Below are 22,969 nucleotides of genomic sequence, written 5' to 3'. Positions count from 1 at the left end.
CTGATTCAGTACACCCGATGCTGCAGGTGAAAATCACCGGGAATTTAAGAAGGGAAGAACGACTACCGTCTCGTAGCTTCCTTTTTTGATGGCTGTTTTCAGATGGCCGCCATAATTGTCGGCTACACGCTGCACATTGCTCAGCCCGGTCCCACGCAGCTTAGGGTCTCTGGGCCGGCCATGAGCTTCGATTGAATTGCTGATGTAGATAACGAGTGCCTTGTTGTTGGCATGGATATGGAGCTGAATGGACCGGTCCTCGCTCTCTCTGACTTGTTTTGCTGCTTCAATGGCATTGTCCAGGAGATTGCCCAGCACAATACACAGATCATAACGGTCGAAATCCTTAGCTTGAGGCGAGAGCTGGATTCTGTGCTCCATGGTGATCTCAAGCTCCTGAGCGAGGCTAAGCGCGTGGCTGACCAGAGCATCGACCGCGAGGTTGCCGGTGGCCACCTGCCTGCAGGAGGCTTCGATGTCCTGCAATATTCTGCTGATATGCCCGGCGCCTTCTGCCGCTTGGCCTTGTTCAATACAGGCACGTATGTATATTAATTGCTTGTTGGTATCATGAATGATCTGTTTAATATCCATGAATGAATGCAAAATCTGCTTGTAGCTGGAATCCTGGGCTTCGATTTGCTGCTGCAGCCTGGAATTCGCCTTCGTCAGCCGGTCGATTGTAGTGGCTTTGTAATGTTCCCTGTGTCTGAGACGGCGGACAATCGCTGAAATCATAGTTATCCTCTCCTTTGCAGGTCTTCCAGCATATATTCCGCATAGACATCCTTGACCGTCTTCGACCGGGAGCGGCCAATCGGATATTCCTCGTCATTACACATCACCACGGTACTTGAGTTGAATCGGCGGACATGCTCCAGATTAACGATGATTGACCGGTGAATCGTCAAAAATTGGGGACCCAGTTTATTTGAGCAGGCCTGCAAGGTTCCATTGATGATATACTCCTGAGTTGATGTGATGACCTTCAGCTTGTTCTGGGCCAGCGAATGCTTAATTTTGATAATTGCAATAATGTCGGGCCGCCGTAACACGACCTGTCCGTCTTCGACTTTGATCGTGACAAAACGGTTGGAACATGAATCGATATAACGGCACAGCTTCAGAATCTTGCTCTTGAATAAGCTATACGGAACCGGCTTCAGCATGTATTGGAAGGTCTGGACGTCGAAGCTGGCCATTATGTATTCAGGGTAGCTGCTCAGGAATATGATCTGCACATCCCAGTCCGGGATCGAACGGATAGCCTGGGCTGTCTCTATCCCGCTGATCCCGGTCATTTCGACATCCAGAATCAGCAGATGATACGCGTATTCTCCCTGCATGGCTCTATACTGCTTAAGCAGTGCTTCACCGGAAGGGTAGTAGTGGACATCGAATGAATAATCGGCCACTAAGGACAACTGGGCAAAATATTGCTTCAGCTTACCCAGAACCTCGGCGTCATCATCACACACGCCTACATGGAACAACGCGATCGCTCCTTTTCAATGTAGTATTTTGTCATAGACCAGCAATAAAAACACCCAATAAATACGTTTGCATGTCTAATTATACCATTAACATACAATATGTTCCATAATATAGGATATTACGTTATAGTGAACTCAAGAGGAAGCTTGATAGATTTCAAAGTGAAACAAATCACGTGCAGAAATTTCCTGTAAGGATGTGAGCCGATGAATGCGAATACGCTTTTGTCCAGAGTCAACGTAATTCATGAGGACCTGGGCGAAGAATCGCTGGTGATGGACAGTAATCGCGAGATGTTCTTTTTGAATCAGACCGCGAAGTATTTATGGGAGCATTGCAATGGAAGAACAGTATCCGAGGTAGCCGGTATGCTCTATGACCAGTGTTTGGAGAAGGAGCAGCTTGAGCTCAGCGATATTGTTACGGACTGTATCGGAGCGTTCGAGGAGCTGGAGCAGAGAGGTTTTGTGAAAATTAGGAAATGAGGTGCTTGTGTGGAATTTTTGTCACCTGCCGAGAGCTTTAAGTTAAACGGATGTTATCTGGAGATCACCTCCAATTGTAACCTGCGCTGTCTGCACTGCTATAACGAATCCGGTGTTCTGCATAGCCAGATTGATAAGCCGGCCTTCATGAGCATCATTAACGAACTGCCGGATCATCCCGATACAAGCATTACGATCTCCGGAGGGGAGCCAACCTCGCATCCTGAATTCTGGGATTTCATGGATGAGCTGAAGAAGAAGAAGTTCGGCATGGTGCTGGTCATTACCAATGGCACCTATATTACCCCGGAGATTGCAGAGAGGTTTGCTTCCTCTAACGCGGCCATTCAGTTAAGTGTCAACGGCTCACGTGCTGACATCCATGACCAGTTATGCGGGCGCGGCAGCTTCGATCAGACGATGCGGGGCTTGAAGCATTTGCTTGATGCCGGGATGAGTGAGCGAATTCTGATCCGCAGTGTGCTGACCGGCTTCAACAAAGATGATATGGTCAATCTGCTGAAGATGACCGCTGGCTTCAAGATTCCCCAAGCCGAAATTGCGAGTCTCAGCAGCCTGGGCCGAAGTGAGAATAACAAGAACAATTTATACCTGGATCTTCTGGAGAAATCTGAGCTGACGGAGCGTCTGCATAGTCATCCGGAGGTGGCGGATCTGATCAGCAGAGGGTTGAAAGTTACCCTGCCCGATGATTTCACAGGGGCCTGCCCCTTGCTCACTGGAGTGACAGAAGAGGATACCAAGATTCCGCTAACACCAAGAATAGACTCTTCAGGTAATGTGTTTCTGTGCCAGCTCTTCACAGATGTCCAGTATTCTATTGGCAATATCTATGAATCCTCTCTATCCTCTATGCTGAAGTCCCAGCGCCTCGTGAACCTGGTCAAGTTCTTTCAGGTGGGCCAGAATTACATGAACAAGTGCCAGAGTTGCATCTGGAATGAACATTGCGGCAAGGGCTGTGTGGCCATCGCTGTAGCCAATGGCGGGTCGGTTCAGGATACGGACGGCTGCTGCCGGGTAAGAACGAAGCATTATGTGTCTGAGCTACAAAAGAACAGAAAAACACTGGTGCCCCAGCCCTAATCCGGCGCTTTACTTGAAAGGAGGTGAGAACATGAGCTATATCAGACCGATGATTGAAAAAGCAAGCACAGATTCCATGGTGACTCCTGCCGCTTGTACTTCAGGCTTCAGCTGTCCAAAAACATTCACCTGCAAGACCTATTCCTGCAAACGCAACTTTAAATGCGGAAATTGGTAAGTCCTGATTCAACTTATACTTAACAAGCTCCATATTATGGACAAGGACATGGTTATTTCACATAATCATGTTCTTTTCATGGAAAGGCAGGGGAGAGCGCATGAAGGAATATAAGTGGGTTCTGGCCACCTTTGTCAGACAACAGCCGGTCACGATGGTCTCCATTCTCCTGCTCTATCTCTTAATGTATTCGTTGCAGCCGCTGGAGCTGCTTCTGATTCAACGCCTGATCGTCAGTCTTGGACAATCCCCCGGGATTCTGGCCATTGCCATGCTCATCTTTGCGTACGTCCTTGTCTATTCGCTCAAGCATATTCAGTATTCGTTCTCGCTGCTGTTCATCGAATTGCTTGAGAATAAGGTAGGTGCGCTGCTGCAACGGCAGATGTTCGATGCGATTGCCAAGGCGGATTTATGCAAGCTGGATCAGGCTGATTACCTGCTGCAAATCGAAAGAGCCAAGGATACGCTGTGGTATAAGCTGACGAACGCCGTTAACGGTTTGTTTCATTTCGCGGGGGCGGTAGCAGGCTTCTGTATCTCTGCGCTCATTATCCTCAGGCTGGGGGCCGGGTATCTACTGGTGTTTATACTGCTTGGACTGCTCTACAACTATTTCATGAAAAAAAATACGGCGGAGCACATTGCTCTGATGAAGCAGCAGGAGCACGAGGACCGCAAGCTGAGTTATTTGAGCCAGCTGATGCAGGACCGCAGCAGTCAGAAGGAGATCCGCAGCTTCCAGATCTTCGGTTGGCTGGAGGCGAAGCGGCTCGGCAAATTTGATGAGATCAGGGACATGAATCTGAGCTTCAGCCGCAAATGGACGCTTATCGGCTGCATGTGGTCTGCGCTCATGCTTGGCCTGGAGAACAGTATGCTGCTGGTCATGTGCTATGGGGTGGCGCTGGCTAAGCTGAGCGTTGATCAGTTAATTGTTCTCACCCAAGGCCAGGGACAGATTATTGAGGGGATTAATGCCTGCGCGGAATTCCTCTCGGAGGCCCGCATGAATACCATTTATATCAAAGAATTCAGAGAGCTGATTACAGAGAAGCAGCCGGATCGTAAGCCTCCTCTTCCCTTACCGCTCTTAAGTAAGAACAGAACGGTCGTTGAGCTACAAAATGTATCGTTCGCTTATGGTGAGCACCCGCCCGTCTTAAAGCATATTAACCTGCGTATTGGCAGAGGTGAGATTATTGTGCTGGTAGGCGAAAACGGTAGCGGCAAAAGCACCTTGGCCAAATTGATGGCCGGGCTGCTGAAGCCTACGGAAGGAACGGTGCGTAATGATTGTGCAGCCGCCACCGCCGCATTTCAGGATTATGCCAAATTTGAATTCTCGATCCGGGACAATGTCGGCATTGGCGATGTAACGCACATAGATGACGTTGATCTCATCCGTGAGGCTGCGGTGAAAGGTCAATTGAACCAGGTTATCGTACAATATCCAGAAGGATTGAACACCATATTGGGCAAAAAATTCGATGCCGGCGGAATCGACATGTCAGAAGGGCAATGGCAGAAGGTAGCGGTCAGCCGGGCATTTATGCGCGATGCCGATTTCATCCTGTTCGATGAGCCCTCCGCTTCTTTAGACGCGCTGTCGGAGATTCAGCAATTCCGCAATATCGGCAAATATTTCCGCGGCAGAACCGTTGTACTGGTATCACACAGAATTGGCATTGCCAAGCTGGCCAGCCGGATTGTTTTTATAAAGCAGGGAGAGATCGTGGAAGAAGGCACCCATGCTGAGCTGATGCAGCGGGGCGGCGAATATTGCAGCTTCTTCGTGAATCAGGCCAAATGGTATGATACGGGGGATCAAGTAATATGACTGCAAAAACGATGACCCATGTCCGCAACATAATAATGATTGTCAAGCTGTTCTGTACGAGGGACCTGACCTTCTCATTGGGGCTTATGGCGTTAACCGCGCTGCTGGCTCCCCTTGGAGCCTGGTTTTATAAGCTGTTGATCGACGGCCTCCCTGCCTTGCGTTCAGTATCCGATGTAACGCACAAGCTGCTCATTCTTGTTGCCGGCTACGCCGTACTAAAGATCATTCTGGACTGCTGTGAGCATCTTACAGCACATGTTAATAATCGCCTGAAATATAACATTAACCGTGAATTCATCAGACAAGTGAACAAGAAGCTGTCTGTTATTACGATGGAAGAACTGGAGAATCCGGCCGTCTATGATCTTCTAGAGCGGGTACAATCCAATGTGAATAAAGGTATATTGGCCTACATCAATAACGCATTGTCCGTGGCGCTTCCGGTGTTCTCCATTTTCTCGTATATTGTTCTGCTCATGAGGATCAACCTTTATTTTCCCCTGATTGCCGTCGCGGGTACAGTTCCGTATCTGCTGCTGATGAATGAACAGGGGCGGCGGAGCTACTTCCAGGCAGTAGAGCAGAGCAAGCCGCTGCGCCGTCTGAACTATATGTACGAGGTGCTGACCAGCCGGAAGTATGCGAAGGAGATCCGTATGTTCGGCTTAATTGATTATTTGAACGACCGTACGGAGACAATCCGCCATGTGGTGTGGAAAGAGAAGTTCAGATTACTTCTGCATTATACGCTGGGCGGAGCGCTCGTCGATCTGTTCCGCAATGTTGCGCTGGGCATCTGCCTGCTGATAACCGTTACAGGTGTTCTGGATCACAGTATGAGCATAGGCGATGTGATGCTGATCATCACGTCTATGCAGGCGATAACAGACGGCCTAAGCAGTATGGTGAATAAAATCAGTTCGATGAACAGCTACACATTGTATATGGAGGATCTGCTGAATTTCCTGAACCTCCCAGAATATGCTGGCGGCGGGCATATGACTTTGACAGACTCTGACGCATCATTCATAAGATTCAGGAATGTGGATTTCAGCTATCCGGGCAGCGCAAATCTCACTTTGAAAAATATAGATATCACAATACATAAAGGCGAGAAGATTGCTCTGGTCGGCGAAAACGGGTGCGGCAAGTCCACGTTTATTCATCTGCTTCTGGGCTTGTACAAGCCCACCTCAGGTGAGGTGCTGATCGGGGAGAAGGCGCTGGGTGACGTCCTGGAGGCGTTCAGGAAGAAGACAGTCTGTGTCTTCCAAAACTTTCTTAGGTACCAGTTCTCGGTAGCAGACAATATCCGGGCGGGCAATTTCGGGCAAGACTTCCAGGAGCAGTCCCTGCGGAACTTAGGCATAGAGTCCTTCATCAGACAGCTCCCACAGGGGCTGGACACCCAGCTTGGACAGCTTGAGCATAATGACATAGAGCTGTCCGGCGGACAATGGCAGAGGCTGGCGATTGCCCGGGCGCTCAGCCGGCCGGAAGCCGAAATTCTGATTATGGACGAACCTACAGCCAGCCTTGACCCTAAGGTGGAGACACAGATTTACGAAGAATTCTCCGAGCTGTGCCAGAATAGGACGGCCATCATGATCTCACACCGTCTGGGCGTAACAAGGCTCTGCGATATGATCTATGTTTTTGACCAGGGAGAGATCTGTGAATCCGGGTCCCATGCTGAACTGATGAAGCACAGAGGGAAATATTATGAGATGTATACCGCGCAGAGTTACTTGTATGCGTAAAGGCGTGGAATATCCAAGAAATAAAAGGATATAATTGACAATGTGTGACTATTGGAGTAGTATTGCATTGTGACTACTACAGTAGTCAATTGGAAGGAGGCTGGTATATGGAGCTGAAATTGTATGATTCCGAATTGAAGGTTATGGAAGTTGTATGGAGGGAAGGCAAGCTGCCTGCCAGTGATCTGGCCGTCATTCTGAACCGGGAAACGGGCTGGAACAGGAATACGACCTACACGGTAATCAAGAAGCTGATCGCCAAGGATGCTATCGAGCGGACAGATCCCGGCTTCATCTGCACCGCCCTGATCCCCAAAGAGCAGGTGCAGTCCTATGAAACGAAGGAACTGATTAACAAGATGTACAACGGTTCGGCAGAGATGTTCTTCTCAGCATTCCTTAATGAGAAGAATCTCAGCAAGGCCGACATCGACAAGCTGAAGAAAATTGTGGAAAGCTTGAGCTGAGGGGATAAGATGACGGACCTGCTACGAATGAGTATGTCAGCAAGTGTGCTGATCATTCTTGTGCTGCTGCTGCGGTCTGTGACGATTCACAGATTACCCCGGCTGTTGTTCCTGGTGCTATGGGGGATTGTCATTGCCAGACTGCTGCTCCCCGTCTCGTTTCCCGTTCTTCCCCAGCTCCCGCTACAGTCTGAGACAGCGGGTGCGGATCATTTCGTGAAGGTACAGCCCGATGCCGCATCCCTGCTGCTCAGTCCGTCAGATTCGGATACTGGATGGCCGTCCAGTCACCCTGCCGTTACAGCTGTATCGGACATGAAGACAGAACATCTGGTGATCCAGCCGGAGCTTCTGCATGCGTTGTGGGCCAGCGGTGCCGTTCTGCTGTTTATGGTGCTGGCGGTCATCTACGTTAGAAGCAAGAGGGAGTTGCGGACGGCGCTGCCGCTGCCAGGAAGAGAGCCGGTGATTGAAGCCTGGCGAACCAGACATCCATTGCGGCGGACGCTGACGATTCTCACCTTTGACCGGATGGATACACCAGTTACCTTCGGGATCAGACACCCGAAGATTATCCTGCCCAAGACGCTGGATACCCGGAATGTATCGGCTATGGAATATATCCTCACCCATGAATACATGCACATCCGGTATTTCGATGCGGTCTGGAAATTGGCTGCGTCTACTGCCCTCTGCCTGCATTGGTTCAATCCGCTGGTCTGGCTGATGGTGGTCTACCTGAACCGGGATCTGGAGATGGTATGCGATGCAAGGGTGATCCGCAGGCTGGGCTCAGAGCACAAGGCGGATTACGCCTTATGTCTCCTGGATGTAGCCGAACAGAAGGGGAGATTCACTCCCCTGTACAGCGGTTTCAGTAAAAATGCGACGAAAGAAAGGATCGTGTCAATTATGAAGCTTCAAAAAATGACGGTTTTGACGGCAGCCATCTCAATCATTCTGGTAGCCGGAGCGGTATCCGCGTTCGCTGAACAGTCCAGCGGAGCTGTGAGCGGTGTACAATCAGACAGCGCTGCGGAGATGAGCGCACTGGAGGACGGAGACAGCAGCGGACCGGATGCGGCCGCCGCTTCATCGGATGGCAGCGGAGAAGTGAGCGATTTCAATTACGATTCCCTGAAGGATTATGTTGCTTACGGCTTGACTTATGACAAGGTCCAGGACCGATTCCTGTATAACGGCAAGCACATCCGCCTGTTCATGGACCCGGATCTTCAGCACGAAGACAAGTTCAACCAATTCTATTATGACGGGAACGGTAATACAGATTTCAAGGTGATCCGGGATAAGGACAATACCATTAAAGAAATCCAAGCTGTGGATGACAGTGAGCTTCAGGCATTGGCCAAAGCGTATGGCTTTGAGCTGGGCAAGGACGGACTGAAGTTCAGCAATGCCAACTAAGCAATCTGTAGGATGGCATCAGTAAGTGAGCGCGCTCCTCAAGTTTCACGTGGGAGTGCGCTTTTGCTATAATAAGAGCGGATTACAGAAGAACAAGTGAAGGGGAGAGGAAAGGCATGACCACGAATGAACCCTCCGATCAACTGGTGAATATGCTGGGCCAGCCGTATGATGCCAAGCGTATCCAGGACCTGCTGAAGCCTTACGGTGTCCGGAGAGTACCCGCGCCCAAAAGCTATTTCAACGACGATATTATCTGGACTTTGAAATCATCCATCCGCATCGATGTGTACCGTGCACCGAAGCTGAACGAGCTAACCGGACTCCAGTATACGAATCAGGATTGGATCATCGGTTCTGTTCATTTCCTCGCGCCCGGTGCGGATGACCGGATCAAGACTCCATATCCCGGGCTGCTTCCCGGGGGCCTTGCCATGAGCAACTCTCCGGTGGAGGCGATAGCGGCCTACGGCCTGCCCGCGATGGATGAGGAATGCGAATGGCCCGGCTTCTCCGGCCGGATTCTTGCTTGGCGGGAGCAGGGCATCAATATCGTTTTAGAGTATGAGGACAGCCGGGACGGGCGGGTGCTGAAAAGCTGTACAGCCTGCCTGATCGGCTGCATCGGCGCCTGGACGAGCGATAATCCCGAGGTTTTTGCCCCGTGAATAGGGAAAGATGCTCTTAATGCGGACAAGCCCCTGCAGAATGGCAGGGGCTTTGCAAGGGGGGAACTCCCGCTGTTGTTAGTGGCGCTCGCTTAAAGTTAAGTGTTCCAGCTCGCTGACCAGCTTCTTCCTGTCTATCTTTCCAGTTAAGGTATAAGGAAATTGTTCCAGGTTTACAACTTCGGAGAGCAGCATATACGCTGGCAGCCGTTCTTCCAGACAACGGTTGACCTCAGTCAGTAATAAGGGGCGGTCAGAATGGATGAAAGCTGTCAATGCTGCCGGTCCGCTGCGAGTAATGGAGCATACAGCACACTCTTTCACCCCTGTGATGGTTAGAATATATGATTCAATTTCCCCAGGTTCAACACGGTAGCCCCGGATTTTTATCAGTGAATCTTTTCTTCCTCTGAATATGAGCCTTCCCGCTCCATCGGGTTCAACCAGATCGCCGGTTCTGTATAACCTTCCAAACTTAGGGGATGTGAAGAAAGCCTGATCCGATAAATATGAATCTTTGTAGTAACCTTCAGCAATATAGGGGGAGGCAATCAGCAATTCAGCGTCCTCGATCCCGTAAGTGCTCAGAAGCGGACAGCTTTCTTGTACCCAATCGCCGGACGGAGAAATAACCGTAAAGCTTCCTGTACCTAGAGCGATAAGCAGCTTCGTACCCGGGAGCGGCAAGCCGACGGCTGAGGCATCCTCAGCTTGCGTTACAATAAGCCCGGATGAATAAGAGGATTCAGTCTGTCCGTATAGGCTATACAACCCAGTGCCCGGCAGTTTCTTTGAACATAGAGTGTAGTCATTGGAACGGAGTGCTTCTCCGCCCAATACAGCAAGGCGCAGTGCAGGAAGCGCAGGCAGCCGCCTGACCGATGTGAAAAAGGTGCGGAACAGACTCGGTACGCTATGCCAGACGCTAATGCTGTTACGGCTAAGCCAGCCGGGTAATCTAAGCAAATTCTCCGGGATGCGTAAATCCAAGGGATACAGGCAAGCGCCAGATAATAGACCTGCAAAAATATCTATGACAGCTGCATCATGACCAAAGGTGGAAAACAGAGTGAGCCGGTCATTTGGAGTGATCTGCAGTTCATGTATGTACGCCTCTGCAAAATGAATAATGGGTTCTTCATGCTGAATTACACCTTTAGGGATTCCTGTTGAGCCTGAAGTATATAGCAGATATACACGCGAGTGATGTTTCTCTGCCAGATCATATTGTCCGGTTGCATTACAGGAAATGTCATCAACCATCGTTATGGAGACCGGATTAGAATGTACAGCAGCTAAAGCTTCTGCAACCGGAAGTGTATCAAAATCTGTTACGAGAATACTTATTCCTGAATGGCGGGCGATATCGGCTAATCGTCCAGGCGGATAAGATGCGTCCAAAGGTACATAGACGAGCCCGGCCAGTACCGACGCTACGACTCCGATAATGCCCGGTATACCGTGACTGAATACCAGCCCGCAGACAGGTTCTTCCGGTGTATTCATTTCAGCTGCTAGCCTCCGAAGCTTCAAGGCAACTACTTTGGCCCGGGTAATGAGCTGTCCATAAGTCAGAGACTGATCATTGTACTTGACGGCAGTCCTGTCCGCGTGGCGCATAGCAGAATTAATGAGTGCTTGTGCAAGCATCAGCTCACTCCTTTTCTCCCGCGATAGAGCCGGATTGGTTAAATGGACTGTTCAGTAGTGGTGACAGGAATAACAGGACCAGCAGAGCAACACTTAGGCAAATAACAGCGGCAAGTGTAGCAGACAGCGACACGCCTCCATTCATAGCAAAAGACAGTAAAGGGATGACAAGCGTAGTGGCTGCTGATATAAAAAACTGCCGGATGCCCGATATCCGCCCATGGAATTCGGCGGGAGCTGTAATCTGAAGATTATAAGTAAAGCTGGATACCGAGAAGGCATTGGATACTCCCAGAAAGAGCATACAGGGTGCCAGCCAGACGGGGGAATACAAGAAACCGATGGAAGCAAGGGTTAATCCTTGCACAATCAGCGCCAGCCCGGTCCTGTTCATATAGAACCTGGAATGATCCATTTTTCCGAATACGTATGCACCGGCTATGGCACCTATCGAGAAGGCTGAATCCCATATCGACAACCACCAGGACGGCGCATCCATTTTGGCCAGAATAGGAGCATAAGATATGTTTATAAAAGAAACGACGATGTAGTCAGCTGTGCATAGGAGAGCCAGCCCCAGAACCTTTTTGTTTTTCCGCAGCACAACCATGATCAGAGCGGTCCATTCGTTCCAAAAGCGTTTTGGGCTGATGGATAGAAGGATAGAGCCTAATCCGCTGCCTTGACCGTTTCTGAGCTTTTGACCGGGAATAGCTGCTATACCGATACACAGCGCAGACAGGAGATAAGACATGCCGTTAAGTGCTATAGCTACTACAGGTGAGAATAAAGAAATGATTACGCCTGCTATCCCTGCACCCAGAAACTGACCAATCTGAAAAAAGGTGCTAGTCCGGGCATTGTAGACTGCCAGCTGCTTGCCGTCGGCAATCATTGGACCAATAGCGAAGCTGGCAGTTCTGTAGAACGGACGCAACAGATTAATTACAATTGCAGCAAGCAGAATGCTTGCCGTATGGCCTGCGAATACAAAAGCGGAAGCTGTTAGAACAGCAAAACCGCGTATCGCTTCTGCTATGACTGCACACTGTTTTGCCCGCCCTCTGTCCACAGCGGAACTGGCGATGGCCTGAGTGGAGAAGGTTAGTATCGCCTCCAACATCAGCAGCATAGCGAAGGGGGTGGAGGAGCCCGTTTGATCATAGAGCAGCTTCCCTACAGCCAGAGTGTACATTCCATTCCCTATGTTAGTAATTAGAACCCCAAGCGGCAATAGCATTCGGGGATTGGTAAACCGAAAGTTCATGATTTTACCTCCGTCATATGTTCAGTTGAAGCCAATCTCAATGGAGGTCTCAAGTCCGGTAAGCATCTCGTAATAATCCTCAGCCGATAATGACTCTGGCAATTGTCCTGTAATCCAGCCGAAATAGGCAAAAGAGTCACTTTCCGGGCAAAGATATTCACCGGTCTTTTTACGGATGACTAGCTTACTGACAAAGGGTTTGGACAAGACCGTCTCGGTTCCGCGGATATTCTGAATAATTCCGGATCCCTTATATCCCATGTTGTACCAGTACATCCGTGCTGTAGGATCAGAAGGTCTGGAAGACATCTCTTTCAAATAACGGATATCCTCCTCATTAGGCATGCCAAGCGAGGCCAATATAAATGCTTGTGAGAAGGGAAGGCCGGAGGCTTGCTCAAATAACTCATAGAAGCTGCCGCCCGCCCCTGGGCGCAATGCTGCTTCCAGCACGTAGCCTTGTTCCTGCCGCATCCGTATTTCCGTATGGCTTGCACCATTGCGTACTCCGGCTGCACGCACGGCAGCGTGAGATAATTCCAGTAAATGCTGTCTTGTCTTGGGATCCAGGGACGGATCGGTGAAATACAAGCGGTCTGGAAAGGTAGGCCCTTGCGGTGTTCCCTTGCTCATAATCCCGTCAAAAAGCGGCTGACCCTGGTACCAGATGGTATCTACGGAGAATTCTTCTCCATCAATATATTCTTCAACCAGCGCTCCGGGCTGCTCTACCGCTTCGCTGCCTAATGTCGTCGCATTGAACCGGAAGATTTGCTTCAACTGCTTCAGCAGCTCATGTTCATTATCTACAATCCGAACCCCTGCGCTGGCCGCGCCATGTGTCGGCTTAACGATAACTGGATAGGTAAGGCTTATTGCTTGAAGCTCTGAAGAACGCTGAATCAGGCGGGCAGCCGGAGTCCGAACCCCGGCCTGCTCCCACACACTCTTCATCCGTGACTTACTTCGCAAGATCTCACTTGCGCTAACCGGGCTTGCGGATACGCCCAGCCATTGCGCTGTCTTGGCTAAATTCACAGCCAATTGTTCAATGCAGGATACAATTCCCGCAGGAGTTCCCATTAATGCCTGGATTGCTTGGCTAAGTTCTTCTGGAGGAAGATAAGGATCTACATGATGCCATGAATGCCTGATTGGTCTGCAGGGAGGTTTGGCAAAAAATAAATGCGGCTCAATGCCGGCACTTTCAGCGGCATCAGCCAGCAATGGGCCGGTTTCGTCGTCCGAAAAAATAGCAACAGATCGCTGGAGCATTAGTCTACCTCGCTTTTAAGTTAGAGTTGAACTGGTGAAAAAAGGTCAGAAGTTAGCTGGGCTGTCTGGAAGCCAGCATGTTCAGGATCAGCCGCGGAGTTGCCACTTCATCAACCGAGAACGTTTCATAATCGATATTCACATCCATTGTTTCTTCAATCCGAAGTACCAACTCCATGATCGCCAGAGAATCCACACCCAACTGCTTAATATGGATATCGGCAATATCTTCAAAGTTACAAGAAATCTGCCGCAGAGTTTCCGGAGATACGAGTCCGCTGAAGATTTCCTCAAGTTTATGATTCATAATGTCTTCTCTCCATTCGTTATGACTCATTTTCTATGAGCTATTGTGTTTAGAAGTGTCTGGTCCGCTTCTGCCGCGAGGCTCTGGAAGCTGCTGAATTCCCGGATTAATTCTGAAAACTCTCTTATGTAGGAATCCAGAAAGTTAATCTGCGGACGCGAGCAAACAAGACTGGTCCATTTAAAAAGAGCTTTTAGCCTTTGGGACAGGCTGTTTATAGATGAAATTATAGACTCTGAGTGCTTGGACCCAAGCACTGCAGAACATTCCGGGTCAGAAAGGATAGAAGACCAGGCCCACAGCAAAGGCTCAATTTTGTTGGCTACATGCTTATGCATTCGTAATTGATCCCGTTTGCTTAAAGGCGGAGTGAGTAACTCCAGCTTCCGTTTTTCAATGTCAGCCAGTAACCCATTTAATCCTTCAACAGTTAATACAGTGGATTCATCTTCGGCGTACAGTAATTGATGGATACTGCGATATTGTGCGATACCCTCTCCCTGAAGACCCTCGAGCAGTTCTGGTGAAGTATTGAGATACTGCAAGCTGACTGTGTTATCCTGATTGCGGGCCATCCGCTCCGCTAATTCCTTAATTGGGAGCGGCAGACATGCGATAGGAGATGTCTCATTCGTTTTGGTGACATACACAGTATCGTTGTTCATTCCCTCAATTAAAGTGCTGGTATAATAGCTGCTTCCGTCAGGACGGGTGAAGCTTACCATTGCACTGGCCTTCCAGCCTTGGGCAAGCCGGGGGCGGAGAGCCTCGGACAGCTGCTGAGGGAGGATTGTAATGGATTCCCCCAAAGCCTCTACAATAACGGCAAGTCCATTATGAATGGGCTGGATTGGCTCATTGGCTTCAGAATATATGAAACCATGGTAGCGGTCCGAGAAGAGCCAGGAGAAGCTTTGGATACCCAAATTTCGTTTGAGAAAATGATAGATTACCCGGTCATAACATACATAGATTAAGCTCTCTTCCATTTCTTCTGCACTTAGCTCTACAGGTTTAAAATGATGCAGCATAGAATTCATACCCTTTTCTCCTTTGCAGTCATGCTTAATTGAGCCTATCGCAGAACCGCCTTCTGCTTTACTTGGGAGCATACTGGACATTCCGGGTCCGGCTTCAATTCTATCTCTCTGACCTTGGCGGATAACAGATCAAAATAGATCATTCTATTCTTGAGGGATTTGCCTATTCCGGCTACATATTTAATTACCTCAGCCGCTTGCAGCGTACCTACAATACCTGGGGTAACCCCGATCACACCAAACTCCTGTTTTTTCGGCGGCTCCAGAGGCTCTGGATATACACACCGGTAACATGCGCTGTCCTCATCGGGCGAGATGAACATCACCTGGCCTTCAAAATGAAAGATGCTTCCTTCCACCAAAGGCTTGCGAAGCTCTACACAGACATCATTGAGCATATACCGGGTATCCAGATTATCTACAGCGTTCACGACAATATCATATTGTGGTACTACAACGAGCGCAGTTTCTCTTGTTAAACGTTCGGCATGAAGCTCATAAGTTAGCTCAGGGTTCAGCCGCTTCAGAGTTTGCTCCGCTGATTGCACTTTGGGAACGCCGGCATTGGCGGAATCATGGATAATTTGCCGGTTCATATTGGTCAGCTCCAGAACATCATGATCATAGATGCTGATATGTCCAATTCCGGCAGCGGCGAGATACAGCAGCAGAGGGGAGCCGATTCCGCCTGCCCCGATGACCAGAACCTTAGCTTGTTTAAGACGTTTTTGCCCTTCGGGGCCGATTTCGGGCAAAATCAACTGTCTTCTATAGCGGGCAAGCTCGTCTTGCGTTAAATCCGTTTCGGAATGAATAGTCATACAGGACACATCCTTTTCGTTATTTTGAGTTCCAATTGTTCAGAGTGCGTGAGAAGCATTAACCGCCTGCGAATTGCAGAATGATACCAAGCTCATCACCTGAAGCGAATTCTGTATTTTCACTATTCGCCGTTTGAAGCAATTCATCGTTAAGTACGAACAGCACACTCCGTTTGGCTTCTCCCTGGTCTGTCCAGATTCTTTCGCTGAATTCCGTATAGCTCTGCTGGAAGAAGGTCTTCAGCTCATTCATACTGCCCGCTTCGACTTGAAGCTCTTGCTTCTGTTCAATCAGGTGGCTTAAGAATTGGGGGATTAATACTTTAATTGTGGACATGGGACAACCTCCATCTATTTTTTTATTACTCTGAAACCCAGGTCATAGGCGTAGAATGAAGCAGGCTCATGATGTCTGAACGCAGAACGGCACATATCTGTAAAGGAGTGAAAGCTTCCGCCCCGGCAGCTTTTGTTGCCATTAGCGGTAGAGTTGATGGGATTTAGTGATTTGGAATTGTGATAAAATTCACTATCATAAGTATCCAGGCACCATTCCCACACATTACCTAGCATGTCGTATAATCCATAGGGATTAGCAGCCAAATGGGCGGTTTCATGCAATACGCCTTTTGAATTCTCGCTGAACCATGCGTAAGCCGTTAACTGCTCTTCTTGGCAGAAGAAAGGACCGTTTGTACCGCCCCGGCAGGCATATTCCCACTCAGCTTCAGTCGGCAGCTCCGTATTACACCAGACCGCGAACATATAAGCGTCGTACCATGTCATGTTTACTGCTGGATTCAATTTATGTGTAACTTTGTGTGCACTGTTATATTCATGATAGATTTCCTCTGTTACAGGAATTGTGGAGATCTTATAGGGGGATAGAAGAACGGAATGCTGAGGTTCTTCTCCGCAATACAAATATTTAGAATTGGCTTCCGAACCCATGTTGAAAGGCAGCGGCTGTATCTCTGTCATATGCGGTGCAATGAGCGCTTCGTAACGTTGCTGCCGGCCCTTGTAAAAGCGTTCATAGAGGATTTCTTCTTCCAGCGGCTTGGGCATCTGCTTCAGTAATTGGTAGCCGTTATACAAAATCTGTCCTTCCATAACAACAGGTTGGCCGAAACGGTCAGTCTTGAAAATCTCTTTCAGCAGCCGGATCAAATCGTCTGAGGCTGTTTGCTGCTCCACAAGCTCAATGGATGCTTCCTTGCTCACGTTTCTATCCCCTTATAATGTATATTGGATATCAATCTCGCCTACCCGCTTGGCAGAACTCACTGAGAAAATACGAATCTGCGGATATTCAAGGGTTCTAAGAGAAATAAGCAGATGCCATACTTCCGGGGAAGGATGCAAATCCACATCAACTTTGGCGAGAATGGCCGGGTGGCGCTGGTGGCTGTGGAAGACGCCGACTTTAAACAAATGATTCGTCCTGATATATTTCTCAACACGAAGCGTTTCTTCGGGAGAGGTTAGGAAGCCCGCATCCTTGTGATCCAGATAATAATTGCCGTAGTCGTAGAATTTATCCATCATATTGTCTCTTTGATCCTCTTGCATAATGATGTATTCCGTCGGAGGCCCGGACATTGTGTCAGACAAAAAAAATCCGAATGCTTTCTTGGGGAATTGTGCTTTTACCTCATTAACAAATTGTCGTACTAAAGTGCGATCCAACACGACTTCCTTAACACCCATCCAATCACTCCTCTTATTATGAAGAAAAATAAAAGAAAAGAAATAAATTCCATCTATTGTTGGATTATAAACCACTTCTAGTTGTGCGTATATAATGAATTGTGAAAACTGTGTTAAATCACCTATTAATATTTTGGCAATGTAAAACCCACAGATAGTTTACAAATTATGGAATACGTGCTATCTTTGCTATGAAAGCGCAACCATGATCTGATAGGTTAAACAAGGTTTTTCCATTTTGTTCATGGGGAGGAAAGAAGAAAATGAAGAAATGGCTCAAAAGAACAGGAACTATGCTGCTCGCTTGTACGCTGCTGCTTGGTGGCTTGGCAGCACCACCGCGTACCGCTCACGCTGATCCGGCACTGTTCACCATCGAAGGCGAGGATGCCCAGCTCACTCCAGATCTGCAAGTGGTCACCCAGATTTATGGAACGCCGAAGCCCGGCTATTCGGGGAGCGGTTTTGTGTGGATGCAGAGCTCCGGCACGATTACTTTCGACGTAACAGTCCCGGAAACCGGCATGTATACGATCTCCACCCGTTATATGCAGGAGCTTAGCGCAGAGGGCAGACAGCAGTCCTTAAGCGTCAATGGGGTGAACAAAGGCAATTTCATGCTGCCCTATACGACCGCGTGGTCGGATTACAGCTTCGGCTATCACAAGCTGACTCAGGGCAGCAACACGATTCAGCTGAAGGCAGGCTGGGGCTTTGCTTACTTTGACGCATTTACGGTAGATCATGCCCAGCTTGATCCGCTGATTGTGCAGCCTGTTCTCTCGGATGCCCAGGCCACGCCGGAAACTCAGCTCCTGATGAATTATCTGACCCAGGTGTACGGCAAGCATATCCTCTCGGGGCAGCAGGAGATCTACGGCGGGGGCAATGACGGGAATTCCGAGCTGGAGTTCGACTGGATTCACAATCTGACCGGCAAATATCCGGCTGTCCGCGGGTTCGACCTGATGAACTACAATCCGCTGTACGGCTGGGAGGACGGCACTACGGCCCGCATGATCGATTGGGTCAACAATAAGGGCGGCATTGCCACCAACAGCTGGCATCTCACGGTCCCGCGTGACTTCACGAATTACCAGCTCGGGGAATTTGTGGATTGGAAGGAAGCGACCTACAAGCCGACCGAGACCAACTTCAATACCGCAAATGCTGTAATTCCGGGGACCAAAGAGTACCAGTATCTGCAACTGGCGACCCAGGATCTGGCGGAGCAATTGCAGATTTTACAGGAGAATAACGTGCCTGTGATCTTCCGTCCTTACCATGAGGCCGAGGGCAACGGCGGTCTGAACGGGGAAGGGGCCTGGTTCTGGTGGGCTTCGGCTGGCGCTGAGGTGTACAAGCAGCTCTGGGATCAGCTCTACACCGAGCTTACAGAGACCTACGGGCTGCATAACCTGATCTGGACCTACAACAGCTATGTGTACAGCACTTCTCCCGCCTGGTATCCCGGTGACGATAAGGTGGATATTGTCGGCTACGACAAATATAATACCATCTACAACCGCTATGACGGCTTGTCCGGCGTACCGAATGAGGATGCCATTACCTCGACATTCTATCAGCTTGTAGATCTAACCGGCGGCAAGAAAATGGTAGCCATGACCGAGAACGACACCGTGCCAAGCGTGCAGAATCTGACTGAGGAGCGGGCGGGCTGGCTCTACTTCCTGCCTTGGTACGGAGAGTACCTGATGAGTACAGCCTATAATTTCCCGGCTACGCTGACCGCTTTGTACCAGAGTGATTACGTCATTACATTGGACGAGCTGCCCGATCTGAACGGGAACCAGCCGAATCCCAGTGCAGTCATATCACCTGTGTACGCAGATTTTGACTTAGGGGCGAATCCTGCCCAGGATATCACCGTAGCCCTTACCCTGAACGGGCACCAGCTGACAGGCCTGAAGAATGGAGCTTACACGCTTGTGTCCGGCCAGGATTATACGGCAACCGGCACGGCTGTGGTCTTATCTCAAGCTTATCTTGCTACGCTTGCACCCGGCCAGCAGAAGATCACTTTTCAATTCAGTGGAGGGAGTAATGCGGTTCTCACTATTAATGTAACGGACAGCAGTATCCCCGCGCCGTCAGGAGAGCTGACCATCCAGGCGTACAACGGCATTACCAGCGCCTCGACCAACGGAATAGCCCCCAAATTCAGAGTTGTGAACACAGGGGATTCGCCCATCCGGCTCAGCGATGTGAAGCTCCGGTATTATTATACGATTGACGGCGAGAAGCAGCAGAGCTTCTGGACCGACTGGGCCAGCATCGGCAGCGCGAACGTGACCGGAACCTTCGTGAAGCTGGATACCCCGGTGACCGGGGCCGATTATGTGCTGGAGCTTGGCTTCACCAGTGCTGCCGGGACTCTGAATCCGGGCCAGAGCGCTGACATTCAGACCCGCTTCTCCAAACAGGACTGGTCCAATTACAATCAGTCTAACGACTACTCCTTCAACTCCACCAGCACCCAGTTCGCCGATCGCGAGCAGATTACGGGATATGTGAACGGGCAGTTAGTGTGGGGGATAGAGCCTTAAGCGCCCTTAAATGCAGTTGTTGACCCATTCTCCGCTAAGTAATAAAATTTATGTTATTTGGCGGGGAATACATTATACCGGAGGTGTTCTTTTGAAAAGAAGGTATGGGTCAACAATAATTCTGCTGTTGTTAAATGTACTTTGTATTTTTGCGGTCGATATTACTACTATTAAATATAGAGCTGGAAAAGGGATATCAGGTAACGGGAATCCCGGAATATTAATTTTGATCCTTAGCCTGATATTGTTTACCATTTTCCTAATACACTTGGTTGTGAAATCTATTGAACATCTAAGAAAGCTGTCTCCAACCATGACAAAGATAGTTATTCCATCTATTGCAACACTCACTTTGGTGCTCACGATATTTGGTGAATTAAACAAAATTAGTGCATTAGCACAAAACCTAAACGGTTTTACAAATGATAAGGATTCCGTAGTTTTTCGTTTCGGCTTGATTAACCAGTATACAAATACACTATTTTATAATGGATACATTCTGATTTTCGGGATTTCCATAGCAATGCTTGTGTCTTGTCTGATCGTTAGAATTCATTCTAAGGAACGGAGGTTCTAACATGCTAACCAAAATCAAAAAATACGGAGCCTACAGCCTAGCTCTAGTATTACTGGCTTCTACCCTGCTTGGCAGCTCGGGTTCCCGTGCCTCTGCGGCAGAGGCGTCAGCTGCGCTGACTTCGGACTTCAGATCCCTGCAGGCTTCACAGATTGTCAGCGAGATGGGGGCCGGATGGAATCTGGGCAATCAGCTGGAGGCTTCAGTGAACGGGATACCCAGCGAGACCGCCTGGAATAACCCGGCCATTACACCTGGACTGATCCAGAAGGTCAAAGCAGCAGGCTTCAAAACGATCCGCATCCCGGTCTCTTACCTGAATTATATCGGGAGCGCCCCCGGCTATACGATCAATTCAGCCTGGCTGGACCGTATCAAGACAGTCGTAGATTATGCCTACAATGAAGGCTTGTATGTCATCATTAATATTCACGGGGACGGATACAATTCCGTGCAGGGCAGCTGGCTGTTGGTCAATAGCGGCAATCAGACAGCCATTAAGCAGAAGTATCAGAAGGTGTGGCAGCAGATTGCGAATAAGTTCGCTAATTATGGCGAGCGGCTGATTTTGGAATCGATGAATGAGGTATTTGACGGGAACTACAGCAACCCGAATCCTGCTTACTACGCCAACCTGAATGCTTATAATCAGATCTTCGTCGATACGGTCAGACAGACAGGGGGCAACAATAACGCCAGATGGCTGCTGGTTCCGGGCTGGAATACGAATATCGATTATACGGCGGGCAATTACGGGTTCGTACTCCCAACCGACACCTACAGATCCTCAACCATCCCCAGCTCGGAAAAAAGAATCATGATCTCCGCCCACTACTATTCCCCCTGGGATTTCGCAGGCGAGGAGTCCGGCAATATTACGCAGTGGGGGGCGTCAGCGACGAACCCTGCCAAGAAATCGACCTGGGGGCAGGAGGATTACCTAAACTCCCAGCTTCAATCCATGTACAATAAATTCACGACCCAAGGCTACCCGGTGGTGATCGGAGAATTCGGTTCGATTGACAAATCCGTCTACGATTCAAGCAGCAACACCTACCGCGCCGCCTATGCCAAAGCCGTCACTGCAACCGCCAAGCAGTACAAGGCCGTCCCGGTCTATTGGGACAATGGCTATAACGGCCAGCACGGCTTCGCCCTGTTCAACCGTTATAACAACACCGTCACCCAGCAAGGCATTATCAATGCCATTATGCAGGGGATGCAATAGCTTTTTCCGTCATCGTCTGCAAAAGATCAAGAAAGCTCCTGTGACGCTCAACGTTCACGGGAGCTTCTTGGCGCGGAAGAGGCGGCGCCCGGATGGCTTAGCTCTCACGGAGTAATTTTCGGATCAGCCAAGGCTTCAGTACCGGCAGAACGGTCTCGGGCTGCATCGCTTTCGTGTGGTCCATCCCGCTGCCCTTTAGAATGGCAACATCCCATCCCAGCTGTTCCAGAACAGACTGATGTCCGACAAGCCTACCGGCGATATCCACCGTTACACCTCCGAAGTTGTCTCCATATACAATCTTGTCCTGCTCCCCGGCAAAAGCCATCCTTGGCATCACCAGCAGATGCTGAATATCACGATCCTTGAAATCGGCCAGACTCTCGTACAGTGTAACGAACTGCTTCATTTGCTCCGGGACCATTTGGATCTGAATGTTGTCCCAATCGACCGTCTCAGGAGCATCGGCCTCCTGTACTGCAGGTTCGGCGGGAGCCGGTTGGCTTAGCGCCATCTGGTACGTGTGGTTGGTTACGGTCAGCATCTCAGCATACGGACCATCCATAGGCGGAAAACCACCCATTACCAGGCTCTCCAGCCGATCCGTGCGGATTGCCAATTGAAGTCCGGCCAGGGCCAGCCAGGAATAGCCGTAATAGCTGAATCTGGTAACGTTCATTTCATTAGCGGTGGTCAGCAGGTCTTGTGCGATACTTGAAGCGGTAAGAGCAAGCGGATTGGAATGGTGCATACGGTGGCCCTCGTAATCGAAATACAGCACCTGAAATTTGTCTTGCAGCCCATCCACGAAATGTTCTCCGAGCTGAGGATCAACGCCCCATAGCCGCAGGTGATCTGCTTCCTGGCCGTATACAGATTCTTTGGCTACTGGAAGCATCAGCACTGGAGCGCCGGAAGGTCCGGTCAGGCCAGCCTTAAGCTGAGATCCGTCTGGTAGTGTAATCATTTTATTCATATGCTCACTCCTCAAATGGTTATATGGTAAGCATATAACATTCATGCAATCTTCCGGCTTGAGCGTCGCTAACCTATATAGAATAGGAAATACCGCTAAGTTATGTTATCGTAGCACTTGAAGG

Annotated in this window: 22 protein-coding genes; 10 read left to right on the top strand and 12 right to left on the bottom strand. The window is 49.4% G+C overall.

Going from position 1 to position 22,969, the window contains the following annotated elements:
• Window positions 1-33: 33 nt before the first annotated feature.
• Entirely contained in the window at window positions 34-738 is a 705-nt protein-coding gene (locus MHI24_RS03820; RefSeq protein WP_340024241.1) for an ATP-binding protein, read from the bottom strand.
• 2 nt (window positions 739-740) lie between these two features.
• On the bottom strand, window positions 741-1,493 hold the full coding sequence (locus MHI24_RS03815) for a response regulator transcription factor (RefSeq protein ID WP_340024240.1): 753 nt from the start codon (window positions 1,491-1,493) through the stop codon (window positions 741-743).
• 207 nt (window positions 1,494-1,700) lie between these two features.
• On the opposite strand from MHI24_RS03815, the gene MHI24_RS03810 reads away from it, so the two are divergent.
• From MHI24_RS03810 to MHI24_RS03775, 8 genes are all read left to right on the top strand, one after another.
• Window positions 1,701-1,979, top strand: a complete 279-nt coding sequence (locus MHI24_RS03810; RefSeq protein WP_340024239.1) for a PqqD family peptide modification chaperone — start codon at window positions 1,701-1,703, stop codon at window positions 1,977-1,979.
• A gap of 9 nt (window positions 1,980-1,988) precedes the next feature.
• Window positions 1,989-3,086, top strand: coding sequence for a radical SAM protein (locus tag MHI24_RS03805; protein ID WP_340024237.1), 1,098 nt, complete (start codon window positions 1,989-1,991; stop codon window positions 3,084-3,086).
• Between the two features lie 31 nt (window positions 3,087-3,117).
• Window positions 3,118-3,264 (top strand): hypothetical protein, encoded by a 147-nt coding sequence (locus tag MHI24_RS03800; protein ID WP_340024236.1) that lies wholly within the window; start codon window positions 3,118-3,120, stop codon window positions 3,262-3,264.
• A 100-nt stretch (window positions 3,265-3,364) separates the two neighbouring features.
• Window positions 3,365-5,104, top strand: coding sequence for an ABC transporter ATP-binding protein (locus MHI24_RS03795; RefSeq protein ID WP_340024235.1), 1,740 nt, complete (start codon window positions 3,365-3,367; stop codon window positions 5,102-5,104).
• The gene (locus MHI24_RS03790; protein WP_340024233.1) at window positions 5,101-6,867 is read left to right on the top strand and encodes an ABC transporter ATP-binding protein; all 1,767 of its coding nucleotides are present in this window, start codon (window positions 5,101-5,103) and stop codon (window positions 6,865-6,867) included. The genes MHI24_RS03795 and MHI24_RS03790 overlap by 4 nt, the downstream gene beginning before the upstream one ends.
• A 107-nt stretch (window positions 6,868-6,974) precedes the next feature.
• Window positions 6,975-7,334, top strand: a complete 360-nt coding sequence (locus tag MHI24_RS03785; RefSeq protein WP_340024232.1) for a BlaI/MecI/CopY family transcriptional regulator — start codon at window positions 6,975-6,977, stop codon at window positions 7,332-7,334.
• Between the two features lie 27 nt (window positions 7,335-7,361).
• Window positions 7,362-8,759 (top strand): M56 family metallopeptidase, encoded by a 1,398-nt coding sequence (locus MHI24_RS03780; protein ID WP_340024231.1) that lies wholly within the window; start codon window positions 7,362-7,364, stop codon window positions 8,757-8,759.
• A 116-nt stretch (window positions 8,760-8,875) separates the two neighbouring features.
• The gene (locus MHI24_RS03775) at window positions 8,876-9,427 is read left to right on the top strand and encodes a hypothetical protein (RefSeq protein WP_340024230.1); all 552 of its coding nucleotides are present in this window, start codon (window positions 8,876-8,878) and stop codon (window positions 9,425-9,427) included.
• A 78-nt stretch (window positions 9,428-9,505) separates the two neighbouring features.
• Here MHI24_RS03775 and MHI24_RS03770 read toward each other — a convergent pair whose 3' ends face one another.
• The 9 genes from MHI24_RS03770 to MHI24_RS03730 all read right to left on the bottom strand — a co-directional run bounded on the left by MHI24_RS03770 (window position 9,506) and on the right by MHI24_RS03730 (window position 17,497).
• Window positions 9,506-11,077, bottom strand: a complete 1,572-nt coding sequence (locus MHI24_RS03770; protein ID WP_340024228.1) for an AMP-binding protein — start codon at window positions 11,075-11,077, stop codon at window positions 9,506-9,508.
• A 4-nt stretch (window positions 11,078-11,081) separates the two neighbouring features.
• A complete protein-coding gene (locus tag MHI24_RS03765) occupies window positions 11,082-12,344 on the bottom strand; it encodes an MFS transporter (protein ID WP_340024227.1) in 1,263 nt (420 codons plus the stop codon).
• Window positions 12,345-12,365: 21 nt separating this feature from the next.
• Entirely contained in the window at window positions 12,366-13,298 is a 933-nt protein-coding gene (locus MHI24_RS03760) for an ATP-grasp domain-containing protein (protein WP_340024226.1), read from the bottom strand.
• A 373-nt stretch (window positions 13,299-13,671) separates the two neighbouring features.
• Window positions 13,672-13,926, bottom strand: a complete 255-nt coding sequence (locus tag MHI24_RS03755; protein ID WP_340024225.1) for an acyl carrier protein — start codon at window positions 13,924-13,926, stop codon at window positions 13,672-13,674.
• A 26-nt stretch (window positions 13,927-13,952) separates the two neighbouring features.
• Window positions 13,953-14,966: a hypothetical protein gene (locus MHI24_RS03750; RefSeq protein ID WP_340024223.1), complete on the bottom strand. Its 1,014-nt coding sequence runs from the start codon at window positions 14,964-14,966 to the stop codon at window positions 13,953-13,955.
• A gap of 35 nt (window positions 14,967-15,001) precedes the next feature.
• A complete protein-coding gene (locus MHI24_RS03745; protein ID WP_340024222.1) occupies window positions 15,002-15,787 on the bottom strand; it encodes a ThiF family adenylyltransferase in 786 nt (261 codons plus the stop codon).
• Between the two features lie 58 nt (window positions 15,788-15,845).
• A complete protein-coding gene (locus tag MHI24_RS03740) occupies window positions 15,846-16,124 on the bottom strand; it encodes a hypothetical protein (RefSeq protein ID WP_340024221.1) in 279 nt (92 codons plus the stop codon).
• A gap of 14 nt (window positions 16,125-16,138) precedes the next feature.
• The gene (locus tag MHI24_RS03735) at window positions 16,139-17,011 is read right to left on the bottom strand and encodes a formylglycine-generating enzyme family protein (RefSeq protein WP_340024220.1); all 873 of its coding nucleotides are present in this window, start codon (window positions 17,009-17,011) and stop codon (window positions 16,139-16,141) included.
• Window positions 17,012-17,023: 12 nt separating this feature from the next.
• A complete protein-coding gene (locus MHI24_RS03730; RefSeq protein WP_340024219.1) occupies window positions 17,024-17,497 on the bottom strand; it encodes a hypothetical protein in 474 nt (157 codons plus the stop codon).
• Between the two features lie 263 nt (window positions 17,498-17,760).
• Here MHI24_RS03730 and MHI24_RS03725 point away from each other — a divergent pair, with 263 nt between their 5' ends.
• A complete protein-coding gene (locus MHI24_RS03725) occupies window positions 17,761-20,064 on the top strand; it encodes a glycosyl hydrolase (protein ID WP_340024218.1) in 2,304 nt (767 codons plus the stop codon).
• Window positions 20,065-20,642: 578 nt separating this feature from the next.
• Complete coding sequence (locus MHI24_RS03720) at window positions 20,643-21,869, top strand: glycoside hydrolase family 5 protein (RefSeq protein ID WP_340024217.1); 1,227 nt, start codon at window positions 20,643-20,645, stop codon at window positions 21,867-21,869.
• Between the two features lie 97 nt (window positions 21,870-21,966).
• Here MHI24_RS03720 and MHI24_RS03715 read toward each other — a convergent pair whose 3' ends face one another.
• A complete protein-coding gene (locus tag MHI24_RS03715; RefSeq protein WP_340024216.1) occupies window positions 21,967-22,845 on the bottom strand; it encodes an alpha/beta hydrolase in 879 nt (292 codons plus the stop codon).
• Between the last annotated feature and the right edge of the window lie 124 nt (window positions 22,846-22,969).

It is taken from the genome of Paenibacillus sp. FSL K6-1096, assembly GCF_037977055.1.
Taxonomy (GTDB): Bacteria; Bacillota; Bacilli; order Paenibacillales; family Paenibacillaceae; genus Paenibacillus_AQ.
The sequence above is the reverse complement of the archived record's forward strand: the minus strand, read 5'-3'. Positions and strand labels throughout refer to the sequence as shown.